The sequence below is a fragment of the Desulfocastanea catecholica genome (assembly GCF_054657295.1).
This window is the reverse complement of record NZ_BAAHYZ010000007.1, coordinates 183,552-198,184: the sequence shown is the minus strand read 5'-3', so window position 1 is coordinate 198,184 and position 14,633 is coordinate 183,552. Positions and strand designations below refer to the sequence as shown.

The window sequence follows — 14,633 nt, the reverse complement described above, 5'->3', positions numbered from 1 at the left end:
GTCATTGAGGGAATTATTGTCGATACTAACAGGCAGAAAAGTGTTATTTGAGGACGTAGTCTTTTGTTGTTGTGTGTAAACCGCAAGAGAGAACATAGCATAGAATGAAAAAAAAGCCGTGCAAGTTACTTCTGCACGGCACTAGGGGAAGGCAACAGCTCGACTGAAGTTACTCTCTTCGAAGATTACGAATGTAGTTTCTGGTCAGTGCGGGATGGTCTTTGATGATTGTATCCAGTTCCACAGGGAGAGTGTTGGTCAAGTACTCATCAATTTGCGCATAGGTCATTTCTTGTACCAGTGCCTCCTGAACTTTTTCTATGAAAAGCGACTGGTCTTCCTTCTTTTCGATGTAGGTGAATATACCTGATACAGGTGCCAGTTTGAGACTGGATTCCAGGGTCTTCAAACGTTCGCTGAGACCTTCGATATCAATGTGTGTATCGGCATGCAGTTGTTCTAGTTTTTTGAGCTGATTTTTTAGTTCAAGATCACCACCTGCGTGAATTTTATCAGTGAGATTGTCAACTAGGCTTTTTATTTCTTTCTCTGAATTTTGCAGATGAGTCACCGACAAATTCAGAGCATCGATTTTCTCGTTAAGTTCTGAGTTTTCTTGATGCAAGGTATCAAGAATGCCTCGTACAAGTGTGTTGTCGGCAGACAGCACCTTGATATCCCCCTGCAGAATCATGTTCAGATCCTGCAGATGGACAATCTCCTGTTTCATCAAGTTATACTCCTCCTGGGTAGCGATGCTTTCCGGCGAACTATTGTCACAGCATCGATTACTGAGCCAGAGAACGCTTAACGAAAATTTTTTTTTTTAATTCTGAGTACATTCCAGCAGCTTGTTCGGAGTCAACCATGGCAACAGCAGCCAAAAATATCGCGATGAGCACAGCGATCGAGAAAATGACTGCGATTGCCATCCCGATGAAAAAAAGAATGAGATTGCCGATACCGAAGATAATGGCGAGAATACCCCCTCCGGTGCTGTTGGCTCCTGAAGATGCGACAATTGCGAACAGTACCAGCACGCCTCCAAGTACTGCAGCCGATTGAATAAGAGGGGTCCGAAATTCATTTTTTTTCATTTTTTGTCTCCAGTACGTATAAATAAGTAATTATCTTAATCAGATAAGGTTGGTAGCTCTGATAGGTGTATTATAATGCGTGACTATCCATATTACGAAATAAAACTGAAGTGATAGGGTGAAATAACCATCAAATAATCAGTACTGTCAAGTAATTTGTTGCATTTTCAAGCAAACCTCCATTTTAGCAGCATACAGATTATTTTTCTTGTTTTTTTGCCAGAAAATAATCTGTCCCAAGGTACTTATACCAGCTTATTTCCCGTTTGCCGGGATGAGCAGCATTGGCGTAGTTTCTCTATTCGTGCCAATACTGGCGGATGGCTGTAATGGACAAAAACCATAAACGGATGTGGATTGAGATTGCTGAGATTGGCCTTACTGAGTTTTTTCAGTCCGGTTATTAACCATTCCGGGGATCCCGTCGTTTCCGCAGCATATCTATCTGCCGCAAATTCATTCATGCGGGAGAAAAAATTGAACAGTATCGAAACTAGAAGATTAATTGGTGCATAAAGAAAACCAAAAAAGACCAAGCTGGAATAAATCGAAGTTTCCGTCATGAAAAACGCATCTGTGAGCGAGCTGCTGTTGAGAAAAATTGATAGAAAGTAAAACATACACCCGGTTTGTATCATTGATGCAAAGAGAATTTTGACAAGATGATTGAGTTTGTAGTGTCCCATTTCATGGGCGAGTACCGCAATTATCTCCGATTCATTGAGTTTTGCCAGCAGAGTGTCATAGAAAACAATTTTTCTGAATTTACCAAAACCGGTAAAGAATGCATTGAGTTTGGATGACCTTTTCGAACCATCCATCGTAAAGATACCCTGGATCCTGAAATGTTCCTGTGTCGCATAGTCAAGAATCTTCTGCCGCAGGGAAACGTCTTCCAGGGGCGAGAATTTGTTGAAAAGAGGCATGATGAGTACGGGCGCGAGAAACTGTAAAGCTACAGAAAAAGTAACCACGCCAAGCCAACAATACAGCCAGCCGTAGGCCCCGCTATTAAGGAAAAACCAGAAGATAAGCGCCAGAAGAGGAGCACCAAGCAGAATGGTCAGCAGGCCAGCCTTAAGTAGGTCGAAGAGGAATGTTTTGCCAGAAGTACGGTTGAAGCCGAATCGCTCTTCTATGACGAATGTTGCATAAATTGAAAACGGCAAGTGTACTAAAAACATAAGAAAAACTAAGGCCCCGGTAAACAAGAGCCCCGTAAATATCTCACCGAAACCAAAACTTCTGGCCCAGACATCGACACTGTTGAATCCGCCATTAAGAAGAAAAATGACCGTGACAATAGTCGAAAAACTGTTTTCAAAAAGGGAAAAAAACGTGGTGGTCTGAGTATATTCCTGGGATTTTTTGTACTCCTGTGCATTATAGATCGTTGCAAATTCTTTCGGGAGATTTGAATTGAGTGCCCTGATATTAAGCAGAGCAACAGTAAGCTCCAGGAGATATGATGTAAAAATAATGCACAGAATAACAAGCAACCAGGGATTCATAATTTTGATTGGAGTCTTGAGTAGGAGGAATTGAGTTGTGGCCTGCAAATGAGATTTTAAAAAGTCATTGGAGATTTACCATGCAGAAACAGAATAAAAAAAAGCCCTGTGGCTTAAAACCAACAGGGCCTTTTTTAACGAATTGAGCAATAATCACATGATCGTCTGTATTGCGGAGGTTGTCATGGCAATGAATTGCGATGGCAACACTCCCATAACAATCATTGTCACGATGAGCAGTACGGCAAGGGTATTGTTGAGACCGGAGCTGACGACAGCACCACGATTTTCTGAATCTGTGCAAAAGGTAACGCGGACAATGGACAAATAGTAATAGATGGCAATGGCGGTGTTGAATGCAGCGAGAATGACAAGAATGAGATGACCCTGTTTCAAAGCACCAAGCAGCAGCAGGAATTTTCCGGTAAATCCAACAAAAGGGGGAATACCGGCCAGTGCAAAAAGTCCGACAGTTAAAGTGATAGCCAGAAGAGGGGCCCTTTTGTGCAATCCGGTAAAATCCTCCACAACAACGTTCTTGCCTTTTTCCGCTACCGAACAGATGACCAGGAAACAGGCGAGGTTCATAAAGACATATCCCATGATATAGTACATGGCCGTTGCATAGCCGGTAACCTGAAAAGTGAGTAAACCGACGAGGACAAACCCTGCATGGGATATTCCGGAAAAGCCCAGGAGCCGTTTGACGTCTTTCTGGATAAGCGCAGAAAGGTTGCCATAGAACATTGACAGGAGGGCGCAGACCATGAGGACGTTGACGATCACCTCACCTTCCGAGCTGACCAGAGTCGTGAATCGAATGAGGAGTGCAACGGCAGCCAGTTTGGGAACGGCTGCGATAAAAGCGGTCGTTTCATTGGAAGCACCTTCGTAGATATCAGGTACCCAGAAATGAAGGGGAAAGAGGGCCAGCTTGTAAAAAAATCCAGCCAGGACCAAAACGATGGCCACGACAGCAGCCGGCTGGCTATACATGAGAGAGAGCTTCTCTGCAATAACCAGCAATTGAGTAGATCCTGTCAGACCGTACATATAGCTCATGCCAAAGAGCATTAGCCCTGTTGCCATGACGCCGAACAGAAGGTATTTAATGCCTGCTTCACTCTGAGTACCGGAAAGCGTATCATTGTTTCGCATCGGGACCATGATATAGACGGCAAACGAGGAGAGTTCCAGAGCAACAAAAATTGACAGGAGCTCTACACTCGATACGAGCATCATTAACCCCAAAACCGACATGAAGAGAAAGAGGTAGTATTCTGCCCGGGTCTCTTTCTTGAGGTCGCCTTTACTGTCAGTGAATATGAGGATAATGAGCGTAGCCAGGGCGATAAGGACTTTGAAAATCTGTGAGAAAAAGTCGACTTGATATGCTGCATAGAAAAGGTTCCCCTCACTTTTAATGCAAATGAGTGATGCAATCAATGTTAAAGCAGCCATAACTGTAGCTACATTTTTGATCATTCCACTACTCGGTTTGCCCAAACTGAAAGTGAAAAGAATCAGTCCTGCCCCTAACAGTGTTAATTCAGGTAGAAATAGCATCATGTTACCTTTACGAGGTCTTAGTTATTGAGTGCCTAGAAAATCGGTCTCTTGGTTTTTTGCAATAAACCTTTTTTCTTCAAGGTACTTACCCCCCTCAAGGGGAGACTGAAAATAGTCCCGTTTGCCGGGGTTAGAATCTCAATGTACAATCGCACCGGCTGCAGCAACTGCCTGCTGGGCCTGGTGAGCGTCAAATTGGTACAGCAGCTGGGTCACACTTGTGTGTATCAGGTCCAGAAATGGTTGAGGCCCAAGGCCGATCCAGAATACAAAAAAGAGAAAAGGCGCAAGCGTCACTATTTCCCGACTATTCAGGTCACTGATCCACGATTGATCTGGATTATCCGTGCCCCCCCAGACGATTTTTTGCAGCATGCGCAGCATATATGCGGCTGCGAGAACTGCTCCGGGAATGGCTGCCAGGGCAAGATAAGGAAAGCCGCCGTTAGCGATTCCGAATTGGAAGGCTCCAGCAAGAATCATGAATTCCCCGACAAAACTGTTTGTTCCGGGAAAGCCAAAAGAAGACAGGCAGAAAAAGGCTAAAAAAGTAATATAAACGGGCATATATTTGCCGACGCCGGTTGCTGAACGGAGCTCCCGGCTATGGGTTCGCTCGTAGATCATCCCAACGCAGAGAAACAGGGCTCCTGTGGTAACGCCGTGATTGACCATCTGGAGAATCGCACCTTCCACGCCGTCGACATTGAGGACAAAAATGCCAAGTGTGACAAAGCCCATATGGCCCACCGAGGAGTAGGCAATAAGCTTTTTCATATCGCTCTGCGCAAGGGCAGTAAATCCGCCATAAATAATCCCGGCAATTGATAGCCAGAGGACATACGGCCCGAGGAGCAGGGTTGCTTCAGGTGTTATGGGCAGGGCAAATCGCAGAAAACCATAGGTACCCATTTTTAACAGGATACTGGCAAGAATAACCGATCCGGCGGTAGGGGCTTCAACATGCGCTGCCGGGAGCCAGGTATGGAAAGGAAACATGGGTACTTTGATGGCAAAGGCAAGAAAAAATGCCAAAAACAAATAGACCTGAGCGGTCAGAGGATACTCCTGCCACATCATGTCCGGAATGAAAAAACTGTAATTGTTCGTGGTATATAACCAGATTATGCCAACAAGCAGCAGGATGGATCCGGCCAGCGTGTAGAGAAAAAATTTGATGGAAGCATATATTTTCCTTGGTCCGCCCCATATGCCGATGAGAAGATACATGGGGATAAGCATCGCTTCCCAGAGGACGTAAAATAACACAAAATCCAGAGCGACAAAAACGCCGATCATGGCGGTTTCCATAATCAGGAGACACACCATGAAAGCCTGTATGCGCGTTTTAATATATGACCAGGATGCCAGCACGCAAAAGGGCATTATGATTGTTGTCAGGAGAATAAGCAGGATAGAGATGCCATCGACGCCGATTGTGTAATTGATGTTAAAGGTTTCGATCCAGCTGTGATGTTCGACGAATTGAAATTTATCGGTTGTCCTGTCGAAGCCGGTCACCAAGCGAAACGAAAGCAAGCCGACGACGCTGGTTGCAGCCAGAGCAAGGTATCGACACAGTGACTCATTCTTCACAAACAGCAGAACAAGTGCTCCAGCCAACGGCAGGAAGATGAGTACACTCAAAATGGGGAAGCCGGAGTTAATCAGTAGTTGATCCATTACCAGTGATCCTTGATTTCAAAAAATTATAGCCAGACATACGAGATGAGAAGAAGAGCGGCAAAGGTGACAGATATATATATCGTCTGTTGGATCTGTCCTCTCTGCAAGACGATGGTGACTCTCCGGCCGATTGCTCTAATGCATCGGGCACTTCCATCGACGACGCCATCAATAGCATGCCAGTCAAACCATGACCAGAATCTGGCAGTTGTCATCAGTGAATAAAGACCAACAACTCTATAGGCGACACCCCAGACAGTATCCAGCCATTGAATAGGGTTTTTCGCCAGCCAGAGAAAACCTCGGCCCCCCATTCGGTAGAACCAGTCCAGGTCAAGGCTGATTGATGCTTTGGGTCCAAGTTTGTCCTTGAGAAAAATAAAGGCCAACCCAGTAAAAGCAAGGATCTGCAGAGTTTCACTCAGGTGATACCCCCCATAGGGATGGTAGGTTACATCGGTGTAGGGTAACATATTATAGAGAAACGGTGTGTAGGAGCCAAGCAGCAGACACAGGAAGGCCGCTGCGGCCATCGCCGCGTGCATGTTCCAGGGTGGATCTTCAGCCTTGGCCCAGGTTTCTTCGCTGCACCGATTTTCCCCAAAGAAAATCAGATAGGGTAAACGAAGACCGGCGACAAGAAAGGTTCCCACCGACACAGCGGTAAGGAGGAAGCCGGCAAGAAGTAAATGAGCTTCAAAGCCGGCCGATATGATCATGGATTTCGATACGAAGCCGGAAAAGAAGGGGAAGGCGGAGACGGAGATTCCGCCAATGACCATAAAAAAGAGGGTAGCCGGCATCTTTTTGTAGAGTCCGCCAAGTTCGGTGAATTTTGATTTTCCAGTGGCATGAATGATGGCTCCCGCAGCCATGAAAAGCAGGCCTTTGTAAAGAATATGGGCAAAGGCGTGCGCACAGGTGCCGTTGATGGCCAGAGCGGTACCGATGCCGACACCCGCGACCATGTAGCCCACCTGGCTGACAATCTCCCAGCCGAGCAGTTTTCGTATATCATTTTCCATCATGGCATAGACAATACCGTAGATCGCCATGATCACCCCCAGCACGATGAGTATGTCAAAGCCGGCAAAGGCCCGGGCCAGGGTGTATATTGCTGTCTTCGTGGTAAAAGCACACATGAAAACCGCTCCGGTGACTGTGGCCTTGCTGTACGCATCGGGGAGCCATGAATGCAGTGGCGGAACAGCGGCGTTCAGCATCAGCCCGGCCATGATCAGCCAGGTGTAGAGCTGCGTATTCTGTTCGTCGAGTTGGACGAAGGAGAGATCCCCGGTGGCCTGATAGCGAAGGACAAAGCCGAGGAGCAACACCACACCGCCAAAGGTGTGGACCAACAAGTAGCGATACCCCGCGGCAAGTGCCCCTTCATCTTTATTGAACCAGATGAGAAAAGTAGAGGCAAAAGCCATCATTTCCCAGAAGAGAAAGAGGACTAAATAGTCGCCGCAATATATAACCCCGAGACTGCCGGAGACATAAAACCAGGAGGCAATGTGCTGCAGATTGTCTTTGACATGCAGCCCGTAAACGGTGCCGATAATGGCCATGAGCGCCATGATGAAACCAAATACCATCGATAGACCGTCAACTCTGCCGAAGGTCAGTGTCCAGTCACCCATAAAGGTGACAATGCCATGGACGCCCGGGTGCCAACTGAGATATATCACGTCCACAAAGGTGAGAATCGGCACACCGCAGAGGTAAAGTTTCCGAAACGGCTCTTTGATAAATGGCAGAACAACTGCACCACAGAGCAAGATAAGCGCTGGATGGATGAAACTAGTTGTCATAATAATCCTCTCGGGTCATGATTCCACTTTTCCCAAACCATCTCGCAAAGTAAATGAACACCACACAGCACAAGATGGTGAAGATCGACCAGAAGCCGGGAATGTGTGCCTCCATCCAAGTATGTGCGTGATGGGTGTCAACCCCGACAATCGTCCAGACCACCATAACTGCAACGGCGATATAAAAGCCAATTTTTACGGCCTGCAGTCGTTCTTTCAAAAAATCGATGAGATTTATAATCATCCCGTCACCGCCTTGACAAATTGCAACATGAAATCAGGAAAAATACCGATTAATACTGAAATAGTACATGCTATCAGAATAGGTATGAGCATGGATAAAGGGGCTTCCTTTATCCCGGTAAATGGTTCACCGGCCGGTCGCTTACCAAAAAACGCGCGGTAGGTAATGGGGGCAAAATAGGCAGCGTTTAACAAGGTGCTGGCAATGAGAATAAGAAGAATACCGAGCTGATGTGCTTCAACCGAGCCGATGAGCAGATTCCATTTGGTTATAAAACCGGCAACCGGCGGGGCGCCAATCATACTGAGAGAAGCTATGGCAAAGGCGCCAAAAGTAAATGGCATGGTTTTACCGAGGCCGTCCAGCTCCGAGATATACTTTTTATGGCTGGCGACGTAGATAGCACCGGCGCAAAAGAACAGGGTGATTTTCGAGAATGCATGGTTGACGATATGAATCAGCCCACCCTGAATGCCGGGATCGGTCAGTAAGGCCACACCCATAATAATGTACGAAAGCTGGCTGACGGTGGAATAGGCCAGTCGAGCTTTCAGGTTGTCTTTGGAAAGTGCGATGATCGACGCGACAACAACGGTAAAGCCGACGAAGTAGGCCGTCGGGATGCCAAGATTCAAGGCGTGCATGGTGTCGGTACCAAAGGTATACAGCATCACCCTGGTGGTACAGAACACCCCGACTTTGACCACCGCTACCGCATGGAGCAGTGCCGACACGGGCGTGGGTGCAACCATCGCACCGGGCAGCCAGTGGTGAAACGGCATGACGCCATTTTTGGCAAAGCCGAAGATACAGAAGATATACAGCATGATAACCAGCGCACCGCTGACACCTTCTGGAAAAACTCCATCGTGGATATTCGAGGCAAAGTCCAGGGTGCCGGTCAGTACATAGATGAGAATCATCGCCGGCAGCAGGAAGGCTTTGGCCGTCGTGGTCAAGTAGATGATGTACTTACGCGCCCCATTGTATCCCTCTTCGTCCTGATGGTGGGCAACCAGCGGATAGGTACACACGGAGACGATCTCGTAAAAGAGATACATGGTAAAAAGGTTGTCCGAAAAGGCAACGCCGATGGCCCCGAAGATGGACAGGGCGAAGCAGGCATTGAACCGAGTCTGGGCATGTTCCTTGAGCCCTCGCATATATCCCATGGAGTAGAATACGGCGATGGTCCACAGCGAGGAGGCCACTATGGCGAAAATCATCGACATGGCATCGGCCCGCAGGGTGACCGATACGCCGGGCAGAATGGTAAACATGTGGAAAACGAGGGTCTTATCCTGCAGGACCGCCGGAATCATGGAGCCTACAACCAGCAGGAGGAGGATGGAAGAAACGGAAGATATCCCTTCCCGGATGTTTTCGTTGTCCCCCTTGAACATCACTCCCAGCGTACCGATAAGCGGAATGAGCAGGGCTATGAGTAATTTATAATCCATTCCAGGTGGCTCCTTGACTAACCTTTAAGTTGAACAGTGTCTTCGGCGTCTATTGATTTAAACTGGCGATAAACAGCGATAATGATACTGAGTCCTATGGCAGCTTCAGCGGCGGCGATGGCCATGATAAAAAGCGTGAATACCTGTCCGGCAACCGGGTCCGGTGAAGTGAAGCGGTTAAAGGCCATAAAATTTACCGAGGCACCGGCGAGAATCAATTCAGCGGCGATGAGCATGCCGATAAGTGTTCTTCGGGTGACCATGCCGTAAATTCCAAGGCCAAAAAGTATGGCACCAATAACGAGAAAACTATTGATGTTATTGTACAATGTCAGGAGTGACATCAGCCTTCCCTCCCGCCCCGGGCAATCACCAGGGCACCTAGAATTGCAATCAGCAGGACGATGGAAATCAGTTCAAAGACCATTGAATACTCGGTTAACAGATGAATGCCGATGGTTTTGACAGAGCCATCATTGATTTTTTCCATAACCTTCCAATCAGTCCGGATGGCAAGGATGGAGAACCCCCCGGCGAGAAGCGCAGCGGTCGCAAAACCAAAGGGTCCGACAAGGGGCCCGGAAGGACCGACTTTTTTCTGTTCCTCTGGTGCGGCGAGCATGATAGCAAAAGATATTGTCACGGCTACCGCCCCGACATAGATAAGGATCTGCATCATCGCAACAAAGGGCGAATTCAGAAAGTAGTAGAGCCCGGCGACGCCGACGAAGCAGACTATCAAACCAGCTACGGAACGTACCAGTCTTTCCGAGTTAGCGGCGATAAGGCCACCGATGAGGGTGATCGCCACCATAATTAAGAAGACTACCCCGACCAGTCCGTCGACACTGAAAAAGTTTGGGGATGTGACCATTGACGGGTTCATTTGTTCCTCTCCTCCAGACGTTTAAGAAGATCAAAGATAAAATCTTCTTTTCTGGTGCTCGCCAGGTTGTATTCTTTCGAGAACGTAAGAGCATTGAAATTGCACGATTCAACACAGGAGCCGCAAAGAGAGCATCTGGTGAAGTCAAGAATATATTTCGTCAGCACTTTCTTCTTCTCACCCTCCGGTTTCTCACCGGCAAGGGTAATACAGTTTGACGGGCAGGCTTTTTCGCAGAGCCCGCAGACTACACAGTTCGGTTTGCCTGCCTCGTTTTCGATCAGTTCGGTATGGCCGCGATATTTATCGCACATCGTCAGTGTTTCGTAGGGATAGGCGACGGTAACCGTGGGTTTGAAAAACTCTTTGAATGTGATACCCATGCCGATGAAAAGACTGATCAGGCCATGATATATCTCTGAAAAATAGGTGACCATCTTAAAACACCTTTATTAATCCCGCGGTAAACAGCAGGTTGAACAGGGACAGCGGAATGAGAATTTTCCAGCTGAGATTCAACAGTCCGTAAATGGTCGTACGTGGAAAAGTCCAACGTATCCAGATAAAAGTAGCAATCAACAGATAGAGCTTGAGCAGAAACCAGAAAACTCCGGGAATGAACCCGAGAAAAGGCAGTGGTGCATTCCAGCCGCCCAGGAACAGGATGGTGGTCATGCAGGAGCCGATAACGATATTGGCATATTCACCCATAAAGAACAGACCAAAGCCCATGGAACCGTATTCGGTATGAAAGCCGGCGACCAGCTCACTCTCCGCCTCCCCGAGGTCGAATGGCGCCCTGTTGGTCTCGGCCAGGGTGCAGGTGAAAAAGATGAGAAAACTCATGGGCATCAAAATGTTATGAGAATCACCCAGCAGAGGAAAAATGTTCCAATGTAGAATGGATCCGCTCTGCTGCCGGACAATCTCCATCAGATCCATTGATCCGGAAATCATGACCACGGTAATGGTGGTAATAAGCATGGGAATCTCGTAGGCGACGGCCTGGGATACGGCTCGAACCGACGACATCATGGCATATTTGTTACGAGAGCTCCAGCCGGCGAAAACCAGGGACATGCCGCCCATCGAGGCAAAGGCGAAAATCATCAGGACACCGACATTCATGTTCTTGGCGACAATGGTCTCGCTGAACGGAATGGTGACAAAACTCATGATGGCCGGAAACATGGCGAGGACCGGCGCAGCAATAAAGAGCACCTTGTCGGCCCCTCCGGGAATCGTCAGCTGTTTGGCCATCAGTTTGATGCCGTCAAGAGGAGGCTGCAGCAGGCCAAAGGGGCCATTGATGTTCGGACCAGGCCGACGCTGTATGCGTGCCGCGCCCCGTCGTTCTGCCCAAACCAGATAAGCGGCATTGAGGGCTGCGAAGCCGATGGCAATGACAACAGCGATAATAACATTGAGTAGTGTTAAGCGCATAAAATCATATCCTCCTACCTGTCTATCTCGGGAATGACCAGATCGAGGCTTCCCATAAATGCAAGTGCGTCCATGATCATCATGCCCCGGCACGCCTCATCAAATAAATGCATGTTCGAGTAGGTCGGCGAGCGAAGTTTTAATCGATAGGGTGTCTTGCCGCCGTCACTGACCAGCCTGATGCCGAAACTTCCCCGCGCCGTTTCCACCGCCTGGTAATAATCTCCAGCAGGAGGTTTAATGAGTTTCGGTTTTTTTTCCGGCATGATCGGGCCGTCCGGCAATTTATCAAGTCCCTGTTCGATTATTCTTAACGACTGCTCTATTTCTGCCATTCGCACATTGTATCTAGCGAGGGAATCGCATTCGTGGAAGACGGGGACATCGAAATCAAATTCCGGGTACACCGAATAGGGCTCATTTTTTCGGACATCGAAGTTAATGCCGGAGCCTCTGGCCACGGCACTGGAGGCGCCGTATTTGCGGCACATTTCCTGGCTGAGAGGGGCGATGCCCTCGAGTCTTTTGCGAAAAATAATGTTTCCGGTGACCAGCTTGTGGTATTTTTTAAGAGATTTGCGCATGCGGGGAATGAAGCGCCGGGCCGCCGAAATGAAGTTGTCATCGACATCGTTATAGAGTCCACCGAAGCGGAAGTAACAATACGTCAGGCGCGAACCCGTCACGCCCTCGAGCATATCGAGAATATGTTCCCGATCCTGAAGGGCGTACATAAGCGGGCTGAAGCCACCCAGATCCATGACGAATGCGCCAAACCAGAACAGATGCGAGGCGACGCGGTTGAGTTCGACCATGATGGCGCGGATATATTCGGCGCGTTCGGGGACTTCGATACCCGAGGCCTTTTCGATCAGCAGTACATGGCCGTGGGAATAGCCAAGGGCGCCAAGGTAATCCATGCGGCTGAGATTCATCAGGAACTGGGGATAGGTTTTCAGCTCACCCATCTTCTCATGCATCCGGTGAATATAGCCGATGACGGTTTCGGCCTCGACGATATACTCTCCGCTCATTTCCATTTTAACCCGGAGCACGCCATGGGTCGCAGGATGCTGCGGACCTACGTTGAGGATGAAGGTCTCGTCCGGTTGAAGTTCAATTGGAGCACGTTCGATTGGAGAGTTCATGCCTTGAAATCCTTTAAGAGTGGATGAAAATCTGCATCTTCAGGAAGAAGGAGGGGAACGAGGTGGGGGTGTCCTTCAAACGTAATGCCGAAGAACTCATGGGTTTCCCGCTCATGCCAGTTCGCTCCGGCGTAAATTCCGGTAATTGTCGGAACGACCGGGTTAGTGCGATCAACCCGCGTTCTTATGACGACGCGGCAGAGGTCAAAGTCATATCTGGAAAAGTCGTAGATGACTTCCAGCTGCTTTTCTTTAATCCAGTCGACACCGGTTATGCTTTCAATAAAAAATTCGGCCTTATCAAGGAGAGTGACTGCTTCAAGGAGTTGATCAGGGGCCACCTGGGCGTCAAGGTGGTACCCATGCACGGCATAATCGCGTTCAAGCAATCCGTTTTGGCGGGCTTCTTTGACAGCTTTTTTGTCCTGCTCTTCGCCGGCGGCTTCAGTCGGAACTTCTTTTGCTTCCGGTGCCGGGAAAAGCGTTTGGAGGGCCAGTTTTGTCTTTTCACGAATCATTTTGCAATGCTCCAAAAAACTTCAAAAAACCTGAAATGAAAGGCGCTGAACGACGGCTTAACGCGAGGCTTAAACCTTGACCACTTTGGCGGCCTCTGGGTCTTTCCACCGCTTCCAGTCGGAAACGAGGTGTTCAAGTTCGATTATTCCCTGAAGAAGAGCTTCAGGACGCGGGGGGCAGCCGGGTACGTAGACATCGACAGGAAGAAATTCATCAGCGCCAAGAACGATGCTATACTGTCCTTCGAAGGCGAACGGCCCTCCGGAAATGGCACAGTTGCCAAGGGCCATAACCCATTTCGGCTCCGGCATCTGGTCGTAGAGCGTCTTGATGCCGGGCATCATTTTTTTGGTAATGGTGCCCGCCACGATCATGACATCGCTCTGTCTGGCGGAAGGGCGAAAGACTTCAGCTCCAAAGCGGGACATGTCAAATCTGGCGCAGCCGGTGGCCATCATTTCAATGGCACAACAGGCGATACCGAAGGTCAGGGGCCACAAGGAGTTTGCCCTGCCGATATTGATCAGTTTGTCTACGGCTGCGAATTGAACTATCGACGAAGGTACGTTTTGCGTTCCCACTTAAATACTCCCTTGATCCATGCATAAACTACTGCGAGTGATAATATTCCGACAAAAATAACTATTTCGATAAAATCACGTATAGAAGATGCAAAAACAGCATCGTTGTATGCAAGAGCGACAGGGAAAAGGAAGAGAACGTCTACGTCAAAGGCTAAGAAGATGAGAGCATAAAGATAGAAGACAACCCCGTAACGAATCCAGCTGTCACCGATGGGGTCCATGCCGCATTCAATGAATTGAAGGGCTTTGTTGCTGATTTGCCTGGTCTTAAGTGGCATTAAAAGATAGACAATGGCGATAGGACCAAGCGCAAATGACAAGCCCCCGATAGTGAAGGCTGCGATCCAGAGAACTTGTTCCGGGTACAGAAATGCAGTGATTTGTTGTTCCATACCGTTCCTTGTGTTCGCTTGTATTTTATAAAATGAATACAATGCCACCAAGTTACATCAAGTTGGCTAACATTTTCCACTGGTCAAATTCGCGAGTATCATAAATAATTGTTATACACGTGTCAATAAGAAACTGAATCCGGCCTCAGTGCTTTAATGATCTTTGTTATACCGGTATTCATTGGAAATCGTTGATGTAAAAAGACTTGTGAAACTTTTCAGAAATGCTATATTGCAACCAAGAGACCTAAGTAATTACGATAATATGTATCAGTGAAAG

The 14,633-nt window shown here is 48.0% G+C and carries 16 protein-coding genes; all 16 read right to left on the bottom strand.

Features of this window, described 5'->3' with window-relative positions; all coding sequences use genetic code 11:
• Nucleotides 1-169: 169 nt before the first annotated feature.
• Nucleotides 170-730 (bottom strand): hypothetical protein, encoded by a 561-nt coding sequence (locus ACYQ8U_RS08970; protein WP_459945192.1) that lies wholly within the window; start codon nucleotides 728-730, stop codon nucleotides 170-172.
• A gap of 58 nt (nucleotides 731-788) precedes the next feature.
• Entirely contained in the window at nucleotides 789-1,097 is a 309-nt protein-coding gene (locus tag ACYQ8U_RS08965) for a hypothetical protein (protein WP_459945191.1), read from the bottom strand.
• 245 nt (nucleotides 1,098-1,342) lie between these two features.
• Complete coding sequence (locus tag ACYQ8U_RS08960; RefSeq protein ID WP_459945190.1) at nucleotides 1,343-2,608, bottom strand: M48 family metallopeptidase; 1,266 nt, start codon at nucleotides 2,606-2,608, stop codon at nucleotides 1,343-1,345.
• A gap of 153 nt (nucleotides 2,609-2,761) precedes the next feature.
• Complete coding sequence (locus ACYQ8U_RS08955) at nucleotides 2,762-4,174, bottom strand: NADH-quinone oxidoreductase subunit N (protein ID WP_459945200.1); 1,413 nt, start codon at nucleotides 4,172-4,174, stop codon at nucleotides 2,762-2,764.
• Between the two features lie 141 nt (nucleotides 4,175-4,315).
• Nucleotides 4,316-5,860 carry an NADH-quinone oxidoreductase subunit M gene (locus ACYQ8U_RS08950; RefSeq protein WP_459945189.1) on the bottom strand — a complete coding sequence of 515 codons (1,545 nt, stop codon included), beginning with the start codon at nucleotides 5,858-5,860 and terminating at the stop codon, nucleotides 4,316-4,318.
• A gap of 26 nt (nucleotides 5,861-5,886) precedes the next feature.
• Nucleotides 5,887-7,677, bottom strand: a complete 1,791-nt coding sequence (locus tag ACYQ8U_RS08945) for a Na(+)/H(+) antiporter subunit D (protein ID WP_459945188.1) — start codon at nucleotides 7,675-7,677, stop codon at nucleotides 5,887-5,889.
• Nucleotides 7,667-7,921, bottom strand: coding sequence for a hypothetical protein (locus tag ACYQ8U_RS08940; RefSeq protein ID WP_459945187.1), 255 nt, complete (start codon nucleotides 7,919-7,921; stop codon nucleotides 7,667-7,669). Before ACYQ8U_RS08940 ends, ACYQ8U_RS08945 begins: the two co-directional genes overlap by 11 nt.
• The gene (locus tag ACYQ8U_RS08935) at nucleotides 7,918-9,381 is read right to left on the bottom strand and encodes a monovalent cation/H+ antiporter subunit D family protein (protein WP_459945186.1); all 1,464 of its coding nucleotides are present in this window, start codon (nucleotides 9,379-9,381) and stop codon (nucleotides 7,918-7,920) included. The genes ACYQ8U_RS08940 and ACYQ8U_RS08935 overlap by 4 nt, the downstream gene beginning before the upstream one ends.
• A gap of 17 nt (nucleotides 9,382-9,398) precedes the next feature.
• Nucleotides 9,399-9,725: an NADH-quinone oxidoreductase subunit NuoK gene (nuoK, locus tag ACYQ8U_RS08930; RefSeq protein WP_459945185.1), complete on the bottom strand. Its 327-nt coding sequence runs from the start codon at nucleotides 9,723-9,725 to the stop codon at nucleotides 9,399-9,401.
• A complete protein-coding gene (locus ACYQ8U_RS08925) occupies nucleotides 9,725-10,267 on the bottom strand; it encodes an NADH-quinone oxidoreductase subunit J family protein (protein ID WP_459945184.1) in 543 nt (180 codons plus the stop codon). The genes nuoK and ACYQ8U_RS08925 overlap by 1 nt, the downstream gene beginning before the upstream one ends.
• Nucleotides 10,264-10,704: a NuoI/complex I 23 kDa subunit family protein gene (locus ACYQ8U_RS08920; RefSeq protein WP_459945183.1), complete on the bottom strand. Its 441-nt coding sequence runs from the start codon at nucleotides 10,702-10,704 to the stop codon at nucleotides 10,264-10,266. The genes ACYQ8U_RS08925 and ACYQ8U_RS08920 overlap by 4 nt, the downstream gene beginning before the upstream one ends.
• Before the next feature lies 1 nt (nucleotide 10,705).
• Nucleotides 10,706-11,710: an NADH-quinone oxidoreductase subunit NuoH gene (gene nuoH / locus ACYQ8U_RS08915; RefSeq protein WP_459945182.1), complete on the bottom strand. Its 1,005-nt coding sequence runs from the start codon at nucleotides 11,708-11,710 to the stop codon at nucleotides 10,706-10,708.
• Between the two features lie 14 nt (nucleotides 11,711-11,724).
• Nucleotides 11,725-12,858, bottom strand: coding sequence for an NADH-quinone oxidoreductase subunit D (locus tag ACYQ8U_RS08910; protein ID WP_459945181.1), 1,134 nt, complete (start codon nucleotides 12,856-12,858; stop codon nucleotides 11,725-11,727).
• Nucleotides 12,855-13,376 (bottom strand): NADH-quinone oxidoreductase subunit C, encoded by a 522-nt coding sequence (locus ACYQ8U_RS08905; RefSeq protein ID WP_459945180.1) that lies wholly within the window; start codon nucleotides 13,374-13,376, stop codon nucleotides 12,855-12,857. The genes ACYQ8U_RS08910 and ACYQ8U_RS08905 overlap by 4 nt, the downstream gene beginning before the upstream one ends.
• A 69-nt stretch (nucleotides 13,377-13,445) precedes the next feature.
• Nucleotides 13,446-13,958: an NADH-quinone oxidoreductase subunit B gene (locus ACYQ8U_RS08900; RefSeq protein ID WP_459945179.1), complete on the bottom strand. Its 513-nt coding sequence runs from the start codon at nucleotides 13,956-13,958 to the stop codon at nucleotides 13,446-13,448.
• A complete protein-coding gene (locus tag ACYQ8U_RS08895; RefSeq protein WP_459945178.1) occupies nucleotides 13,928-14,353 on the bottom strand; it encodes an NADH-quinone oxidoreductase subunit A in 426 nt (141 codons plus the stop codon). The genes ACYQ8U_RS08900 and ACYQ8U_RS08895 overlap by 31 nt, the downstream gene beginning before the upstream one ends.
• Nucleotides 14,354-14,633: the final 280 nt, after the last annotated feature.